This is a genomic window from Agromyces sp. Root1464, from assembly GCF_001427265.1.
Lineage (GTDB): Bacteria > Actinomycetota > Actinomycetes > Actinomycetales > Microbacteriaceae > Agromyces > Agromyces fucosus.
The window spans coordinates 77,860-95,687 of record NZ_LMFU01000003.1; the positions used below are offsets into that span (position 1 = coordinate 77,860).

Consider the following 17,828-nt stretch of genomic DNA (forward strand, 5'->3'; position numbering starts at 1 on the left):
CCACCATCCTCTCGCCGGGGTGCCGATGCCGCCAGCGGCGATCACGTCGGGCCGGGCCGGCTCCTCACATCATGGTCAGCGCGCGCCCGGGCTCCCGGAGGACCGCACCGACGTCGGCGAGGAAGCGCGAGCCCTGCGCCCCGTCGACCAGCCGGTGGTCGAACGACAGGCTCAGCGTCATGACCTCGCGGAGCGCGATCTCGCCGCGGTACTCCCACGGCTGGCGGCGTACGGCGCCCATCGCGAGGATCGCCGCCTCCCCCGGATTCAGGATCGGCGTGCCCGCGTCGATGCCGAAGACGCCGATGTTGGTGATCGAGATCGTGCCGCCCGAGAGGTCGGCCGGGCTCGTGCGCCCGGCACGGGCGGTCTCGGCGAGCGCGGCGATCGCGTCGGCGAGTTCGCCGAGCGACATCCGGTCGGCCGCCTTCACGTTCGGCACGACGAGGCCGCGCTCGGTCGCCGCGGCGATGCCGAGGTTGACCCCACCGAACCGCACGATCTCCTGCGCCTCCTCGTCCCAGCGCGAGTTGACCTCGGGGGTGCGCCGCGCGGCCAGGCACAGCGCCTTCGCGACGACCGTGAGCGGTGTCACCTTGCGCCCGGCGAACTCGCGATCGTCACGGAGCGAACGGAGAAGCTCCATCGTGGCCGTCACGTCGACGGTGAGGAACTCGGTGACGTGCGGCGCGGTGAACGCGCTCCGCACCATCGCCGCCGCCGTGTGCTTGCGCACTCCCTTGATGGGGATCCGCGTCTCGGCGGGCGCATCGGTGCGGCCGGGTGCCGTGAGCGACGACACGTCGTCGGGCACCGGCATCGCGAGAGCGGATGCCGCGCGCTCGACGTCTTCTCGCGTGATCAGGCCGCGAGCGCCGCTGCCCTCGATGGTCTCGAGGACGAGGCCCAGGTCGCGAGCGAGCTTGCGCACGGGCGGCGTCGACCGCGGTCGTTCGGAGCGGGTCGCTGCGGCGGCCGGCGCTGCGACGGCCGCGGGCTCGGCCGGCTGCACCTCGGGAACCGGCGGCACGAGGTCGGCCGCGAGCGCCGAGCGGCGGACGCGTCGCTTCGGGCCGGTCTCGGCAGCAGCACCGTAGCCGACGAGGTTCGGACCGGGCGCGGCGTCGGCCGCGGATGAGTCAGCCGCGGCATCCGCGTCGCGGCCCGACGATGCCGGCGACGCCTGGGCGACCGGAGCGGGCTGTGCGGTCTGCGCAGCGGGCGACGCGGAGCCGGCGCTCGGAGCCGGGCTCGAGGCATCCGCTTCGCCGGTGTCGCAGGAGAAGAGCGGGGCGCCGACGTCGACGGTCTCCCCCTCGGCCGCGTGCAGCGCCGTGATGACGCCGGCGTACGGCGACGGCAGTTCGACGACGGCCTTCGCGGTCTCGACGTCGGCGATGATCTGGTTGAGCTCGACCCGATCGCCGACGGCGACGCGCCAGGCGACGAGCTCGGACTCGGTGAGTCCCTCGCCGAGGTCGGGCAGCGGGAAGTCGCGGATCATGCTCACGCCTCCACCCCGCTCAGCGAATTCGGCCGGCCGAGCACCCGGTCGATGCCGTCGAGGATGCGGTCGAGGTCGGGCAGATGGTGCCGCTCGAGCTTCGCGGGCGGGTACGGGATGTCGTGGCCGGTGACGCGCACGGGAGCTGCCTCGAGGAACTCGAAGCAGCGCTCGGTGATCGAGGCGGCGAGTTCCGCCCCCACTCCGCCCTGCTGGCCGGCCTCGTGCGTGATGACGAGTCGCCCGGTGCGGCGCACGGAGGCCTCGATCGTCGCGTAGTCGACGGGCGCGATCGATCGCAGGTCGATGACCTCGACCGACACGCCGTCTTCGGCTGCCGCCGTCGCGACGTCGCGCGCCGTCTGCACGAGCGCGCCGTACGTCACGAGCGTCACGTCGGTGCCGGTCGCCACGGTCGTCGCCACGCCCATCGGCCGGGCGTCGGCGAGGCTGGCCGTCTCGTCGACCTCGCCCTTCACGTGATAGCGACGCTTCGGCTCGAAGAACAGCACGGGGTCGTCGCTCGCGATCGCCTGGCGCACCATCATGTAGGCGTCGGCGGGATCGGAGCACGCCACGACCCGGAGGCCCGCGGTGTGGGCGAAGTACGCCTCGGGCGACTCGGAGTGGTGCTCGGCCGCGCCGATGCCGCCGCCGAACGGAACACGGATCGTGATCGGCATGCGGACGTTCCCGCGCGAGCGGTAGTGCAGCTTCGCGACCTGCGCGACGATCTGGTCGAACCCCGGGTAGATGAACCCGTCGAACTGGATCTCGATGACGGGTCGGAAGCCGCGGTAGGCGAGGCCGACGGCGGTGCCGACGATGCCGGCCTCGGAGAGCGGCGTGTCGACGACCCGCTTCGCACCGAACTCGGCCTTGAGGCCGTCGGTGACGCGGAAGACGCCGCCGAGCGTGCCGATGTCCTCGCCCATGAGCACGACCTTGTCGTCGTCGGCGAGCGCGCGGCGGAGTCCGGCGTTGAGGGCCTTCGCGAGCGTGAGCGTGGTCATCGTGCGCCTCCTTCGGCGGTCTCGGATGCCGCGGCGCCCGTGCTGTTCTGCGTCGACCCGTCGTCGAACATCGAGAGATAGCGCGTGTAGTGGTCGCGCTGCCGCTCGAGGTGGCTGTTGGGCTCGGCGTAGACGTGGTCGAAGACCGTGAGCGCCTCGGGATCGGCGATCGTCGTGATCGCGGCGCGGAGCTCCGCCGCGGCGCGGTCGGCGTCGGCCGCGACATCGCGCTCGAGGCCCGCGATGTCGACTCCGGATGCCTCGAGCAACGCGAGCACTCGTGCGAGCGGGTCGCGCTCGCGCCACTCGGCGAGCTCGTCGTCGGTGCGGTAGCGCTTGGGGTCGTCGGCCGTCGTGTGCGGTCCCATGCGATAGGTGACCGCCTCGATGAGCGTCGGGCCGGCACCGCGGCGAGCGCGGTCGAGTGCGATGCGGGTCGCGGCGAGCACGGCGAGCACATCGTTGCCGTCGACGCGCACGCCCGGCATGCCGAAGCCGTCAGCCCTACGGGCGAGGTGCTGCTTCGACTGCAGGCCCACGGGCTCGGAGATCGCCCACTGGTTGTTCTGGCAGAAGAAGACGACCGGGGCGTCGAAGCTCGCGGCGAAGACGAATGCCTCGTTGACGTCGCCCTCGCTCGTGGCGCCGTCGCCGAAGAACGCGATCGCCGCGGCATCCGAGCCCTCCCATGCCGCGCCCATGGCGTAACCGGTCGCGTGCAGCGCCTGGGCGCCGATGATGATCTGCGGCACGGCCATGCCGTGCTCGAAGGGGTTCCAGCCCGAGGCGGCGGTTCCGCGCCAGACCGAGAGGAGTTCGGCAGGCTCGACGCCGCGCACCCACGCGAGCGCGTGCTCGCGGTAGCTGGAGAAGATGAAGTCGTCGTCGCGGAGCGCGCGGCCCGAGCCGATCTGCGCGGCCTCCTGGCCGGCGAGCGGCGGCCAGAGTCCGAGTTCGCCCTGACGCTGCAGCGCGGTGGCCTCCGCATCGATGCGCCGCACGATCGCCATGTCGCGGTAGAGGCGGCCGAGGGCGCCGAGGTCGATGTCGGCGATCCACGGATCGAACTCCGCGTTCGCGTGGCGTTCGCCCGTGGGGGTCACGAGCTGCACGAAGTCGTCGTCGGGCCGGGTGAGCTCGCGCGGCGTCAGGAGCCCGGTGGCGTCTCGGTCGGATGGGGTCATCGTCGATCCTCGCTGTCGGCGGGCTCGCTTCGTGGGCTGCCCGCGCCCGGCGGCACTGCCGGATACCCTGAGCGTACGTCGATCTCGCACACAGCTCAACCAAGCAAAGCCCCGTTGAGCATGTTGCACGGTTACAGCACCCGGTCGGCTGCTATCGTGTGGCGTTATGACCGGTTACGACGCTGTCGACAAGGCGCTGCTCACGGCGCTCGCCCCCGACCCGAGGGCGACCGTGGTGGCGCTCGCCGATCGCCTCGGGCTCTCGCGCAACACGGTGCAGGCGCGCATGGCGCGCCTGGAGGCATCCGGCGCGTTCCTCTCATTCGAGCGCAGCATGGACCCGGCCCCGCTCGGCTACCCGATCGAGGCCTTCATCTCCGTGCACGTGCGCCAGAAGCTGCTCGGCGAGGTCGTCGACGAGATCGGGCGCATTCCCGAGGTGATCCAGGCGCACGGGCTCTCGGGGTCGATCGACCTGCTCGTGCGGGTCGTCTGCCGCGACGCGCACGACCTCTTCCGCATCGACGGCGAGATCCTCGCGATCGACGGCGTCGAGCGCACCGAGACCTCGCTCGCGATGGGCGAGCTCATCCCCTACCGGCTCGCGCCGCTGCTCGAGCGCTGACCCGCTGCGCGCGCCGGACGCACTGGGCGGCGGGCCCGCACTCAGCCGAACGACTCGATGTACTCCTCAGCAGGCCCGAGCTCGGGAACCTCGCGCAGTTCGATCGCCTCGCCGCTCCGCTCGAGTTCGAGCACGGTCACGGTGTTGACACCGGCACGCAGCACGGGCGACGGCACGTAGAGCGTGACCTGCGGTCCGATCTCCCAGTACCGGCCGAGGAGGAAGCCGTTGACCCAGACGAAGCCCTTCACGAAGCCGGGCAGCGCGAGGAAGGTGTCGGCGGCGGCCTCGATCTCGAGCACAGCGGTGGTGAACCCCGCGGCACCTGGCTCGGCCCCCTCGACCCCCTCGCCGCCCGCGACAGCCGCCTCGAGTTCGGCAGAGGTCCACTCGGCGAGCGCGATCGGTCGGCTCCGCCAGCCCTGCACGATCCGGCGGTCGACCTGCACTGCGCCGAGGATGCCCTTGCCCTGGCCCAGCAGCGGCCCGTAGTTGATGCGGCCATGGTTCTCGACGAGGACCTCGAGGCGCACGCGCTCGCCGTGACCGGAGAGCTCGAGACCTGCAGCCGCGCTCACGGTGTCGAGGGCGCCGACGAACCGGCCGTCGACCCAGACCAGGGCGCGGTCGTGCAGGCCCCGGATCGAGAACGCGCTCGCGCCGTTCGGCAGGATCGGGGTCGCTTCGTAGAGCACGAGTCCGGCGTCGAGCCCGAGCGACTCGAAGCTCGCGGGCGACACGGAGACGGATGCCTCGTCGCCGCCCGCCGCCCGCATCGCCGGCAGCAGCGCCGCGGCCGGCGTCGTGGAGAGCCGTCGGGCGGCGAGCACGGGTCGATCCTCGGGTACGGCCGGCGGAACGACACCGGTGAAGGCCTCGAGTCGCTGCCGAAGCATCCGGCCCTTCTCGGTGATGGCGCCGTGCTCGCTCACCGGGGCGTCGGAGTCGTAGCTCGTGACCGTCGGCTGCAGCACGCGGCCGTCGTGGTTCGCTCCCGACCAGAGCCCGAAGTTCGTGCCGCCGTGCGCCATGTAGATGCTGACGGAGCCGCCGACCTCGAGGATCTCGTCGATCACCCCGACCGAACCGCGGGGCTCGCGCACGTGATGGTGCTCGCCCCAGTGGTCGAACCAGCCGTTCCAGTACTCGGCGCAGAGGAACGGTTCGCCGTCGCGGCGCGAGCGGAGGAGCTCGGCCGCCTCGCGGGCGCGGGAGCCGAAGGTCGCGGTCGCGAGCACCTCGGGCAGGGTGCCGCCGTCGAGCATGAGCTCGGTCGGCCCGTCGGCGGTGTAGAGCAGTTCGGTGACACCGCGTTGCACGAGCGCGTCACGGAGCCTGCTGAGATATCCCGAGTCGTCGCCGTAGCTGCCGAACTCGTTCTCGAGTTGCACGGCCACGATCGGTCCGCCGCGACTCGCCTGCAGTGCGGCCAGCCGCGGGATGAGCTCGTCGAACCATTCCTCGACGGCGGCCATGTACTGCGCGTCGCTCGAGCGCGGGCGGAGTCCGGGCACGCCGGTCAGCCACGACGGCAGGCCGCCGTTGTCCCACTCGGCGCAGATGTAGGGGCCGGGTCGCACGATGACGTCGAAGCCGAGCTCGCCGGCCAGTTCGATGAAGCGTTCGACGTCGCGCCATCCGCTGAAGTCGGCGGCGTCCTGGCCGCGCTGATGGAAGTTCCACGCGATGTAGGTGTCGACCGTGTTGAGGCCGAGCGCCGCAAGGCGTTCGAGCCGGTCGCGCCAGAGCTCGGGGTGCACGCGGAAGTAGTGGATCGATCCGCTCAGCACGCGGTGCGGCGCACCGTCGCGGAACAGCTCGCCGTCGCGGAACGTGAGGATGGGCGAAAGGTCGCGACCGGGTCGCGCCGCCGACGCGACGGGCTCGCCGGCTGCGATCACGGTCGCGGTGGTGGTGTCGGATGGAGCGGGGCGGGTCACTTGATGGCTCCGGCGGTGAGGCCCGCGCGCCAGAAGCGCTGCAGGGAGAGGAAGGCGATGACGAGCGGGATGATCGAGAGGAAGGCGGCGACGACGACGGTGCCCGCTGGCACGTTGCCGTTGGAGGCCGACCAGCCGACGAGCCCGACGACGACCGGCTGCAGGGAGGTGTCGTTCAGCACCATCGCCGGCAGGAGGTAGTTGTTCCAGACCTCGACGAACTGGAACAGGAAGATCGTGACGAGGGCGGGAGTCATGATGCGCATCGACACCGAGCGGAAGATGCGGAACTCCCCCGCGCCGTCGAGACGACCGGCCTCGATGAGCTCGTCGGGCACCGACTGCGCGGCGAAGACGCTCGCGAGGTACACGCCGAACGGGCTCACGATCGACGGGAGCAGCATCGCGAGCGGGGTGTTCAGGAGCCCGACCTGGTTGAACATGAGGAAGAGCGGCAGGGTGAACATGACCTTGGGGATCAACACCGCGGCGAGGATGACCCCGAACACGACGCCGCGCCCGCGGAACGCGTACTTCGCGATGGCGTAGCCGGCCATGGCCGACACCACCGTGCCGATGAGCGCGGCAGTGCCCGAGTAGAAGATGCTGTTCAGCATCCACCTGCCGAAGATGCCGTTGTTCACGTCGAAGACGAGGGCGATGTTGTCGACGAGGCCGAAGCCGTCGAACCAGAGGCCGCTGCCGCTGAACTGGTGACCTGCGGGCTTCGTCGCCGCGACGATGAGCCACCAGATCGGCATCAGGAAGTAGAAGGCGGCGAGGAGCAGCACCGCCATGACGCCGGTGCGGCTGGCCGGCGTGGTGTCGCGCTGACCGCGGGGGCGGGTGGCGGACGCGAGGGTCGGGGTCAACGGTCTCCCCTTCCGGTGATCTTGAAGAAGACGAAGGACGTGACGCCGACGAGCACGGCGAGCACGACGGACTCCGCGGCGGCGTACGGGTAGTTCTGCGCCGCCACCTGCGCCTGTGCGGCCATGAGCGGCGTGTACGTCGAGGTGATCGCACCACCCGAGATGGGCTTCAGCACCGTCGGCTCGTTGAAGAGCTGGGCGGAGCCGATGATCGAGAAGACGGTCGTGAGGATGAGGGCCGGCCGCACCATCGGGATCTTGATGCTCCAGGCGGTGCGCCACGACGAGGCGCCGTCGATCTTCGCCGCTTCGAGCGTCTCGGCGGGGATGGTCTGCAGTGCCGAGTAGATGATGAGCATGTTGTACCCGGTCCAGCACCACGTCACGACGTTCGCGACCGACCAGAGGGCGAGCGCATCGCTGAAGAACGGGATGGTGAACCCGAACGCGGACTCGAGGAAGCCGTTGATCGGACTCGTGACGGGCGAGTACAGGAACGACCACATCACCGCGGCGACGACGCCGGGCACCGCGAAGGGCAGGAAGCTGCCGAGGCGGAAGAAGCCCCGGCCTCGCGCCGACTTCGAGTCGATGAGCAGCGCGATGAAGAGGGCGAGCCCGAGCATGACGGGCACCTGCACGACGCCGAACAGCAGCACCCGGCCGAGCGAGGCGATGAACTCGTCGTCGGTGAAGACCCTCGCGTAGTTGGCGAAGGGATCGAAGGCGAGGGTCGGCGCGGTGAGTCCGAGTCCGTCGCGCTGCAGGGTGAAGAGGCTCTGGATGAACGCGAACGCGATCGGGGCCAGGTACATCGCCACGAACAGCAGGAGGAACGGGGTGAGGAAGAGCCATGGCGTGCGCCACCTGCGCACGCGCGCACTTGCTCCGTTCGTGGTGACCGCGGTCATGTCGCTCCTTGTCGTGCGTGCATCATGGGCCGGGTGGCGGGCCGGTCGACCCGGTCCGCCACCCGCGGGTCCGCGGCGATCGCCGCGGAACCCCTGCTCTACTCGGAGACCGAGAGGCCCTGGGCCTCGAGCGCGTCCACGGTCTTCTGCTGGGTGGTCGCGAGCGCGTCGGCGATGGTGCCGGTGCCGGCCCACGCCCCGCTCAGCCCGTCGTCGAGGAACCCGACGGTCTCGGGCATGTTCGGGCCCCAGACCCACCCATCGGCGACGTGCTCGGAGGATTCGGCGAAGACCTCGTAGATGTTCTGCCCGCCGAAGTAGTCGTCACCCTCGCTGAGCACCGGGAGCGTGAGCAGGTCGGTGGCGGCCGGGTAGAGGCCAGCCGACTCGACGAGCGCCGAGTAGGTGTCGGCGTCGGTGCTCATGAAGTGAGCGAAGTCCCACGCGGCCTCGGGGTTGTCGCAACCCTTCAGCACGGCCGTGCCGGATCCGCCGACGTTGCCGGTGATCTCGTCGCCGGCGTTCCACTGCGGCATCGGCGCAACGGCCCACTTGCCAGCGCCGTCGGGGGCGCTGCCCTTCAGGATGCCGGCGATCCAGACGGCGCCGACGTGCGTGGCGATGCTGCCGTCGCCGAGGCCGGTGTACCAGGACTGGTCCCACATGGGGGCGGGGCTCAGCAGGCCCTCGTCGACCATGCCCTGCCAGTACGAGGCGACCTCTCCGCCCTCGGGCGAGTCGATCGAGACGTTCCACGAGTCGCCGTCGACGCCGAACCAGGGCGCCTGTGCCTGCCAGTCGAATCCGGCGTAGTCGTAGTTGAGGTACGTCGCCGAGATGTACTTGGACGGGTCGGCCGCGTGGATCTGCTGCGCTGCCGCCTTGTACTCGTCCCACGTGGTCGGCACGGCGATGCCGAGTGCGTCGAAGACCTCGGTGTTGTAGAAGAGGGCCATCGGGCCCTGGTCGACGGGCACGCCGTAGACAGCGTCGCCGACGCTCATCGCCGCCCAGGTGGCTGCGCTGAAGTCGCCCTCGTCGTCGGCGGCGATGTCGGACACGTCTTCGAGGGCGCCCTGAGCGGCGAAGCTCGTGAGGGTCTCGTAGCCGACCTGGCCGAGGCACGGCGCGTTGCCCGCGGTGACCGCGTTGAGCATCTTCTCGTAGCCGCCCTTGGCTCCGGGGGAAACCTCTTCGTAGTTGACCTTCACCTCGTCCTGCGAGGCGTTGTACGCCGCAACCGCGTCGGCGTAGCCCGGGGCCCAGCCCCAGAAGTCGATCTCGGCGGGGCCGTCGGCGGTCGCGCCGCCCCCGCTCGAGCAGGCCGTGAGCGCGAGGCCCACCGCGACGGCTCCGGCCAGACCGGCCGAGCGAAGTGCTGTCTTCTTCACTGAATCTCCCTTGAATGTGAATGCAGAGGTGCTGGCCGAGGGGCCGTCGTCGGACAGCATTACACAGATTGTTACCGATCTCAACAACTCGAGCCCCCAATGAAACAAGGAACCTCTCGATATCCCCACCGAAATCTGTCGGATGGGTATGATCGGTAACATCGACGCGGATGGAGGGTCCATGCGCACTGACGCCCCGATGGAGCGAGCATGAGCAGCACACCGAGATCTCCCGCCGGTCGGGCCCCCGACATGGCCGACGTCGCCGCACTCGCGGGCGTCTCGAAGCAGACCGTCTCCCGCGCGCTCAGCAATCACCCGAACGTCACCGCGCGCACCCGCGCGAAGGTCGAGGAGGCCGTCGCCCAACTCGGCTACCGGCGCAACGCCGCTGCCAGCATGCTCTCCTCCGGGCGCAGCCGAACGATCGGCGTCGTGAGCATGCCCACCCTCAACTACTCGAGCGCCGTCATCAGCTACGGCATGGAGCGCGCCGCTCGAACGGCCGGCTACGCCGTGAGCATGGCCACGACGACCTCGCTCTCCCCCGAGGCCATCGCCGAGGCGATGTCCCGCCTGGCGGAGCAGGCCGTCGAGGGCATCGTGCTGGTCGTACCGCTGCTCGTCGGCAGCGATGCGACCGAGGAGATCAGCCGCCGCATCCCGACCGTGACGATCGACGGATCGAGGTCCGCGTCGACGCAGGTCGTCGCCGTCGACCAGGCAGCCGTCGGCCGGGTCGCGTCCGAGCACCTGCTCTCACTCGGACACGAGACGGTGTGGCACCTCGCGGGGCCCGGCGAGTGGGTCGAGGCCGGCGAACGCGAGAGCGGATGGCGCGCGGCGCTCGCGGCCGCGGGTCGTGACGCACCCCCCATCCTGCGCGGCGACTGGTCACCGGAGTCGGGCTACCAGGCCGGACTCCTCCTCGCCCGCATGCCCGAGGTGACGGCGATCTTCGCCTCGAGCGACGAGATGGCGTTCGGCGTCATCCGGGCCCTGCACGAACACGGGCGCCGCGTGCCCGACGACGTCTCGGTCATCGGCGTCGACGACATCGCCCTCGCCGCCTACTGCAGCCCGGCTTTGACCACCGTGGCGCAGCCGTTCGAAGAGATCGGTCGCCTCGCGGTCGGCCATCTGATCGAGGTCATCGCCGACCCCGATTCGACACCCGAGCAGACCACCGTCGACGCGACGCTCATCGTGCGCGGCAGCACGGCACCGCCAGCCTGACGCCGAACGCCTCGCGCCTGACCACTCGACGCCGACCACCCGACGACGAACACCCGCCGCTCGATCGCGCCCGTGGTAGCGTCTGGCGCCATGACGGGCACCGGCTCCGATCAGGCATCGCTCGCGAGACGACTGCGCATCGCCGTGCTGCGTTGCGAGCGACTCCCCCGCTTCGTGACGTGGGAGATCCCCGACGTCGAGTCGCTGTTCGACGACGACCACCGACTCCTCGATGCCTTCGCCGAGCGCGGCGTGGACGCCGAGCTCGTCGCGTGGAGCAGCGCGGAGGTCGACTGGAACGCCTACGACGCCGTCGTGATCCGGAGCACGTGGGACTACGTCGACCACCTGCCGCAGTTCCTCGAGACGGTCGCCGCGATCGAGCGATCGCGCGCCTTGCTGCTGAACCCCGAGCGGGCCGTGCGTTGGAACGCCGACAAGCACTACCTCGACGACCTCGATCGCCTGGGCGTTCCCATCGTGCCGCTGGTGCGCGGAACCCCGAGGACCGGAGCGCGTCTCAGCGCGGACATCTCCGAGTCGGGTTGGGAGGCGCTCGTCGTGAAGCCCGCGGTCGGCGTCGGCGGATCAGGGGTCGTGCGCACGACCGCCGCAACCCTTCAGCAGGCCCTCGACGCCTTCCCACCCGATGCCGAGGTCATGGTGCAGCCGTTCGCCGACGCGATCCTCGACGAGGGCGAGCTCTCGTTCATCTTCATCGGCGGATCCCTGAGCCATGTGCTGCGCAAGCGACCTGCGATCGGCGACTTCCGCGCGCACGGAATCTACGGCGGCACCGTCGAGGTGAGCGATGTCGCCGATTCGGATGTCGCGGAGGTGCGGGCGATGCTCACTCGCCTGCCGTACGACCTGCTGTATGCGCGCGTCGACGTCGTGCGCGTCGATGTCCGGCTCGCCGTGCTCGAACTGGAGCTCATCGAACCGATGCTCTACTTCGGCCTCGCGCCGGGCAGCGCGGCGAGATTCGCCGAGGCGACCCTCCTCCGGTTCGAACGTCGCACACGCCCTGCGCGATAAGTTGCAAACAAATGCTTGCAAAGATTTCTTTGCAGCGATACCTTTGCAACATGGCAACCACGAAACCCGCCGACATCACGGCCCAGCCCAGCAGCAGCCGCCACCCCGGCATCGACCACGTGCTGCCGTCGGCGAGCCTCAAGTCCCTCGCGCACCCGTTGCGCGTCCGCATCTACGACGAGCTCTCGGCATACGGCCCGCTCACCGCGAGCGGGCTCGGCGAACGACTCGGCGAATCGAGCGGCTCGACGAGCTACCACCTGCGGCAGCTCGAAGGCGCCGGGCTCGTGCGCGAAGACACCACGCGAGGAAAGGGCCGCGAGCGCTGGTGGGAGCGCACGCCGGGTTCGATCGCGATTCCCGATGCCCGCTCGCTGCCGCCGGGCAGCGCCGACCGTCTCGCGGTCAAGCTCGTCGAAGACGAGTGGTTCCGCAAGCGCGAACAGAACTTCCGCGAGTTCCTCAGCGAGGGCGAGCACGTCTTCGACGACGCGTGGCTCGACGTCGCGACGAGCGACACCATCAACCTGCGCCTGACGCCCGAGCAACTGAGCGGCCTCGTCGCCGACATCGACGCGGCGATCGCGAAGTACGTCGCGGCCTACAAGCGCACACCGTCGACCGGCTCCCGGCCCGTGCAGCTGCACGTCAACGCCTTCCCGCTCGTGCGCGGGGAGGTCACCGAAGACCCGTTGAAGAACGACACCTCTCCGAAGGAGGAACGATGACCACTCTCCTCTCCCCCGATTCCGGACTCCTCTCCGGCTGGGCGGTGCGCAGCGGTCTCAGCCTTGCGAGCTGGGGACTGCAGCGCGCAGCTCGACGCAACGATCGAGATCGTCTGCAGCGCCGCATCGATGCACGAGCCACCGCCGAGGCGGCACTCGCCGAGCGCGATGCACTGCACCGCAGCGCCGGCTTCCTGCCCATGTGAGCCGCTCCGCCGCCACAACGGCGGAGCTCACCATCCGATCGGTTCCGATCAGCCGGATCTCGCCGAGAGGATGGAGATCTCCGAATCTGTGGCGGTGCACGTCGCAGCAGCACCGCCTGAAAACGACGGATGCCCCGCCCGAACGAATCGGGCGGGGCATCCGCTGTTGTGACTGCGACCTACGCGTCGGCGCCCTCTGCGGGTTCTTCAGCGTGCGTGCCTGCGGTCTCGCGACCCTCGGTGTCGGCGTCTTCGGCCAGCACCGGGGCGAGCGACAGCTTGCCGCGGTCGTCGATCTTCGTGATCTCGACGAGGATCTTCTGGCCGACGCCGAGCACGTCTTCGACGTTCTCGACGCGCTTGCCACCGGCGAGCTTGCGCACCTCGCTGATGTGCAGCAGGCCGTCTTTACCCGGGAGCAGGGAGACGAACGCGCCGAACGCCGCGATCTTGACGACGGTTCCGAGGAACTGCTCGCCGACCTCGGGGTTGGTCGGGTTCGCGATCGCGTTGACCTGGGCGCGGGCGGCCTCGGCCGAGGGGCCGTCGGTCGCGCCGATGTAGACGGTGCCGTCCTCCTCGATGGAGATGTCGGCGCCGGTCTCGTCCTGGATCGCGTTGATCGTCTTGCCCTTCGGGCCGATCAGCTCGCCGATCTTGTCGACGGGGATCTGCACCGAGATCACGCGGGGCGCGGTCGGAGCCATCTCGTCGGGGCCGTCGATGGCGGCGTTCAGCACGGCGAGGATCGTCGTGCGAGCGTCCTTCGCCTGCGTCAGCGCGCCGGCGAGCACCGAGGCGGGGATGCCGTCGAGCTTCGTGTCGAGCTGGATCGCCGTGACGAACTCCGACGTGCCGGCGACCTTGAAGTCCATGTCGCCGAGGGCGTCTTCGGCGCCGAGGATGTCGGTGAGGGCCGCGTAGCGCGTCTCGCCGTTCACGGTGTCGGAGATGAGGCCCATCGCGATGCCGGCGACGGGTGCGCGCAGCGGCACGCCCGCGTTCAGGAGCGCGAGGGTCGAGGCGCAGACGGAGCCCATCGACGTCGAGCCGTTGGAGCCGAGAGCCTCGGACACCTGGCGGATCGCGTAGGGGAACTCCTCGCGCGTGGGCAGCACGGGCACGAGGGCGCGCTCGGCGAGTGCGCCGTGCCCGATCTCGCGACGCTTCGGCGACCCGACGCGACCGGTCTCACCGGTCGAGTAGGGCGGGAAGTTGTAGTTGTGCATGTAGCGCTTCTTGGTGACCGGGCTCAGCGAGTCGATCGACTGCTCGAGCTTCAGCATGTTCAGCGTCGTGACGCCGAGGATCTGGGTCTCACCGCGCTGGAAGATGGCCGAGCCGTGGACACGGGGAACGACCTGCACCTCTGCGTCGAGCGGGCGGATGTCGGCGAGCCCGCGGCCGTCGATGCGCACACCCTCTTCGAGGACGCGCGTGCGCATGACGTGCTTCGTGACCGACTTGTAGGCCGCGGAGACCTCGGCGTTGGCCGAATCGGGCAGTTCGCCCGCTTCGACCTTGGCCGCGACGTGCTCCTTGACGCGCGACTTGAGCGCGTCATCGGCGTCTTGGCGCTCGACCTTGCCGGCGATCTTGTAGACGTCCTTGAGCTCGGCGCTCGCGAACGCTTCCACCGCCGCCTTGACCTCGGCCTGGTACGGCGGGAACGTCGGGTAGTCGGCGGTCGGCTTCGCGGCGGTCTTCGCGACCGACTGCTGCGCCTCGACGAGCTGCTTGATGAAGGGCTTCGAGGCCTCGATGCCCTGCGCGATGACGGCCTCGTCGGGCTTGACCCCGCCGGCCTGGATGAGGTTCCACGCGTTGTCGGTCGCCTCGGCCTCGATCATCATGATCGCGACGTCCTGCGAGCCGTCGGCCTCGGTGATCACGCGACCGGCGACGACCATGCTGAACACGGCCTCTTCGATCTGCGAGTACTTCGGGAACGCGACCCACTGGCCGTCGATGAGGGCGACGCGGACGCCGCCGACCGGGCCCGAGAACGGGAGACCGGAGAGCTGCGTCGAGAGCGACGCGGCGTTGATGGCGAGCACGTCGTAGAACTCGTCGGGCTCGATCGCGAGCACGGTGACGACGACCTGCACCTCGTTGCGGAGGCCCTCGACGAACGAGGGACGCAGGGGGCGGTCGATCAGGCGGCAGGTGAGGATCGCCTCGGTCGAGGGGCGGCCCTCGCGACGGAAGAACGAGCCCGGGATGCGGCCAGCTGCGTACATGCGCTCTTCGACGTCGATCGTGAGCGGGAAGAAGTCGAAGTGCTCCTTCGGCTGCTTGGAGACCGAGGTCGCCGAGAGCAGCATAGTCTCTTCGTCGATGTAGGCGACGGCGGAGCCCTGCGACTGCTGGGCGAGACGGCCGGTCTCGAAGCGGATGGTGCGGGTGCCGAACTTGCCATTGTCGATGACCGTTTCGGCGAACGTGATTTCAGGACCTTCCAAGAGGTCGTCTCCTTTGTTTACCGTCGCACCCCGTGTGGGCGCGACTCATCCAGAGGAGCAGGAACAGGCAATACGAATCGCGTCGGTCGACGCGTTCACGCTGGCCACCAGTAGAAGTCCACCGCTCGGATCTCGAAACACGACTTCGTCGCACTCGATCAACAATCGGTAATCCACCACAGGGGACCAGCTTCCTGCCGGCCTGCTCCAGCGATCGCCCGCACGAAAAGCACGGGCAACCTCCCCCAATGCTAGCAGAGCGTCCGTTTTCGGCCGGTGAACAGCGGATGTCGCGTGGCGCGAGCCCGCTCGGCACCGCCTGCACGTGCGCGGGCGCGAGGCATCCGTGACAGACTCGAACCCATGAGTTCAGACGAGCAGACCAACCAGGGCCCGTCCGACGAGGCGAAGCGCAAGTTCCGCGAGGCCCTCGATCGCAAGAACAGCGCGGCGAAGAAGCGCTCCGGCGAATCCCACCTCGACGGGGGCGGCGCAGCACAGCACACGCAGGGCCCGGCCGACCACAAGCGCGAGTTCCGCCGCAAGAGCGGCTGATCCGTCTCACTCCCTCGTCACCGTCCCCTGGACGGTGACGAGCTGCGTCTTCCGAGGCTCGCGCTCGGCCGTCGGCACGATGACGGGCACCAGTTGCGCACGCTTCGGCGTTCGCCCGTCACCCGCGGCACGTCCGGCGAGCCGACGACGAAGCCACGGCACCGCGTGTCGCACGAGCCACTCGGCGTCGCCGACCGCGGTGAGGCCGAGGTCCTCCTCCTGATGGTGCACCGCGTGCTCGAGCTCGCCGAGCACGCTGGCATGGCGCACACCGAGCACGCGAGCCGCAGCGTACGCGATGCCGCGATGGCCGGCGGCGTTCAGGTGCACGCGATCCTCCGCCCAGCGCTCGAGGTCGATGAGCTCGGGGTCGGCCTCGACGTCGAGGAGCATCGATCCCGTCGCCGCGGCGAGTTCGCGCAGCCTCGCGTTGTAGATCCGGAAGCGACGGCGGTAGAACCGGGCCACCGGCCGTCGCGGCAGGAACGGCGTCACGAGCAGCACGTCGCACCCCGTCGACCGCAGGCGTGAGACGGCGGCGCCGAGGTCGCGCGCGAGCCGCTCGGGATCGACTCGACGGCCGACGAGGTCGTTGGCCCCGATGAGCACCGAGACGAGGTCGGCGCCGAGCGCGGCGGCCTCGGGAAGCTGCACGTCGATCGCGTCCCGCACCTTGCGGCTGCGCACGGCGAGGTTCGCGTATCCGACCGGTGCATCGCGGCTCGCGACCGCGAGCAGCATCGCGAGGCGGTCGGCCCAGCCTCGGTACTCCCCCGCTGGCGCGCGAGACGTGTCGCAGAGCCCTTCCGTGAGCGAGTCCCCGACGGCGACGTAGCGACTCCAGCGGCGCGGGGCAGGAGCGGGCGGTGCGGATGCCACGGGGCCCTGATCCTGGACGAGGCTCGGAAGCGCCGCGGCATCCGTCGCAGTGACCGTCGCGTGCCCCATCACCGACTCGTAGTGGCCGATGAGCTCGTCGCCGAGCCGGTCCCATCCTCGCCCGGCGACGGATTGGCGTGCGCGCTCCCCGAACGCCCTGCGCTTCGCATCGTCACCGGTGAGATCGCGCACGCGATCCCGCAGGTCGTCGAGGTCGCCCGGGCGGTAGAGCCATCCGTTCACGCTGTTCTGCACGAGGTCGAGCGGCCCGCCGCGCCCGGTCGCCACGACCGGCACGCCGCTCGCCATCGCCTCCTGCACGGTCTGGCAGAAGGTCTCGCTCTCGCCGGGGTGCACGAAGACGTCGAGGCTCGCCATCGCCCGCGCGAGTTCGTCGCCGCCGAGGAACCCGGTGAAGCGGGCCTCGGGCAGCATCCGCTCGAGCTGCAGCCTCGACGGTCCGTCGCCGATGGCGATCAGCCGCACGCCCGGCAGCGTCGCGATCGCGCGGAGGTCCTCGACCTGCTTCTCGGGTGCGAGGCGCCCGACGTAGCCGACGAGAATCTCGCCGTTCGCCGCCCACTCGCGGCGCCGGCCCTCGTCGCGCCGGCCTGGCGCGAACCGCTCGGTGTCGACGCCGCGGCGCCAGAGCCGAAGCCGGTCGACGCCGAGCGACTCGAGCCGTTCGACGGCCGACGACGAGGGTGCGAGCGTCAGCGTGGCGCGCCGGTGCAGGCGCCCGAGGTGGCGGGTGAGCGCCGGCGCCGCGCCCGGGACGCCGTAGCGCTCCGCATATGACGGGATGTCGGTCTGGTAGACCGCGACGCTCGGGATGCCGAGCGACTCGGCGGCCAGCACGCCGCGCCAGCCGAGCACGAATGGCGAGGCGAGGTGCACGACCTCGGCCCCGTGCGCGTGCATCACCTCGGCCAGACGATGCGCGCCCGCGAGCGTGACGCGAACGTCGGGATAGCTCGGGAGCGGGACCGACGGCAGCAGCACGGATCGCGCGCCGTAGAGGGTGTGGTCGATCGGCCCGGAGCGCGGGGCGATCACGAGGGCATCGTGCCCCCGTCGCTCGAGGTGGCGCAGCGCCTGCAGCAGCGAGTGCGTCACGCCGTTCATGTGCGGGAGGAACGATTCTGCGAGGAGGACGACCTTCACGACTCCAGCGTGAGGGGTGCTCCGGCGAAGAACGGACGGAATCACCTCCGGGAACCGAGGATTCATCGTCTCGTCGACTGCCGTTCGCCGCCCCGTCGACGAGGCGGGGGGTTCGGAGAC

Annotated in this window: 15 protein-coding genes; 6 read left to right on the plus strand and 9 right to left on the minus strand. The window is 70.2% G+C overall.

Going from position 1 to position 17,828, the window contains the following annotated elements; genetic code table 11:
• Positions 1-64: 64 nt before the first annotated feature.
• The 3 genes from ASD23_RS16015 to pdhA are packed head-to-tail and all read right to left on the minus strand — an operon-like array spanning position 65 to position 3,701.
• Entirely contained in the window at positions 65-1,504 is a 1,440-nt protein-coding gene (locus tag ASD23_RS16015; RefSeq protein WP_056013669.1) for a dihydrolipoamide acetyltransferase family protein, read from the minus strand.
• A 2-nt stretch (positions 1,505-1,506) separates the two neighbouring features.
• Complete coding sequence (locus ASD23_RS16020; protein ID WP_056013672.1) at positions 1,507-2,517, minus strand: alpha-ketoacid dehydrogenase subunit beta; 1,011 nt, start codon at positions 2,515-2,517, stop codon at positions 1,507-1,509.
• Positions 2,514-3,701, minus strand: a complete 1,188-nt coding sequence (pdhA, locus tag ASD23_RS16025; RefSeq protein WP_082571596.1) for a pyruvate dehydrogenase (acetyl-transferring) E1 component subunit alpha — start codon at positions 3,699-3,701, stop codon at positions 2,514-2,516. The genes ASD23_RS16020 and pdhA overlap by 4 nt, the downstream gene beginning before the upstream one ends.
• Before the next feature lie 166 nt (positions 3,702-3,867).
• On the opposite strand from pdhA, the gene ASD23_RS16030 reads away from it, so the two are divergent.
• Complete coding sequence (locus ASD23_RS16030) at positions 3,868-4,326, plus strand: Lrp/AsnC family transcriptional regulator (protein WP_056013675.1); 459 nt, start codon at positions 3,868-3,870, stop codon at positions 4,324-4,326.
• A gap of 41 nt (positions 4,327-4,367) precedes the next feature.
• Here ASD23_RS16030 and ASD23_RS16035 read toward each other — a convergent pair whose 3' ends face one another.
• From ASD23_RS16035 to ASD23_RS16050, 4 genes are all read right to left on the minus strand, one after another.
• Complete coding sequence (locus ASD23_RS16035) at positions 4,368-6,266, minus strand: glycoside hydrolase family 35 protein (RefSeq protein ID WP_235507789.1); 1,899 nt, start codon at positions 6,264-6,266, stop codon at positions 4,368-4,370.
• Entirely contained in the window at positions 6,263-7,138 is an 876-nt protein-coding gene (locus tag ASD23_RS16040) for a carbohydrate ABC transporter permease (protein ID WP_056013678.1), read from the minus strand. Before ASD23_RS16040 ends, ASD23_RS16035 begins: the two co-directional genes overlap by 4 nt.
• Entirely contained in the window at positions 7,135-8,049 is a 915-nt protein-coding gene (locus tag ASD23_RS16045) for a carbohydrate ABC transporter permease (protein WP_056013683.1), read from the minus strand. The genes ASD23_RS16040 and ASD23_RS16045 overlap by 4 nt, the downstream gene beginning before the upstream one ends.
• 98 nt (positions 8,050-8,147) lie before the next feature.
• Positions 8,148-9,440, minus strand: coding sequence for an ABC transporter substrate-binding protein (locus ASD23_RS16050; protein WP_056014907.1), 1,293 nt, complete (start codon positions 9,438-9,440; stop codon positions 8,148-8,150).
• 210 nt (positions 9,441-9,650) lie between these two features.
• On the opposite strand from ASD23_RS16050, the gene ASD23_RS16055 reads away from it, so the two are divergent.
• The 4 genes from ASD23_RS16055 to ASD23_RS16070 all read left to right on the plus strand — a co-directional run bounded on the left by ASD23_RS16055 (position 9,651) and on the right by ASD23_RS16070 (position 12,648).
• Positions 9,651-10,676, plus strand: coding sequence for a LacI family DNA-binding transcriptional regulator (locus ASD23_RS16055; protein ID WP_056013686.1), 1,026 nt, complete (start codon positions 9,651-9,653; stop codon positions 10,674-10,676).
• A gap of 90 nt (positions 10,677-10,766) precedes the next feature.
• The gene (locus tag ASD23_RS16060) at positions 10,767-11,714 is read left to right on the plus strand and encodes an ATP-grasp domain-containing protein (protein WP_056013689.1); all 948 of its coding nucleotides are present in this window, start codon (positions 10,767-10,769) and stop codon (positions 11,712-11,714) included.
• 50 nt (positions 11,715-11,764) lie between these two features.
• A complete protein-coding gene (locus tag ASD23_RS16065; RefSeq protein ID WP_056013692.1) occupies positions 11,765-12,442 on the plus strand; it encodes an ArsR/SmtB family transcription factor in 678 nt (225 codons plus the stop codon).
• Positions 12,439-12,648, plus strand: a complete 210-nt coding sequence (locus ASD23_RS16070) for a hypothetical protein (protein WP_056013695.1) — start codon at positions 12,439-12,441, stop codon at positions 12,646-12,648. The genes ASD23_RS16065 and ASD23_RS16070 overlap by 4 nt, the downstream gene beginning before the upstream one ends.
• A 179-nt stretch (positions 12,649-12,827) precedes the next feature.
• Here ASD23_RS16070 and ASD23_RS16075 read toward each other — a convergent pair whose 3' ends face one another.
• Entirely contained in the window at positions 12,828-15,110 is a 2,283-nt protein-coding gene (locus ASD23_RS16075; protein ID WP_056013698.1) for a polyribonucleotide nucleotidyltransferase, read from the minus strand.
• 363 nt (positions 15,111-15,473) lie between these two features.
• Here ASD23_RS16075 and ASD23_RS16080 point away from each other — a divergent pair, with 363 nt between their 5' ends.
• Entirely contained in the window at positions 15,474-15,665 is a 192-nt protein-coding gene (locus ASD23_RS16080; RefSeq protein WP_056013701.1) for a DUF5302 domain-containing protein, read from the plus strand.
• 6 nt (positions 15,666-15,671) lie between these two features.
• On the opposite strand, the gene ASD23_RS16085 is transcribed toward ASD23_RS16080, so the two are convergent.
• On the minus strand, positions 15,672-17,708 hold the full coding sequence (locus ASD23_RS16085; RefSeq protein ID WP_082571598.1) for a glycosyltransferase: 2,037 nt from the start codon (positions 17,706-17,708) through the stop codon (positions 15,672-15,674).
• Between the last annotated feature and the right edge of the window lie 120 nt (positions 17,709-17,828).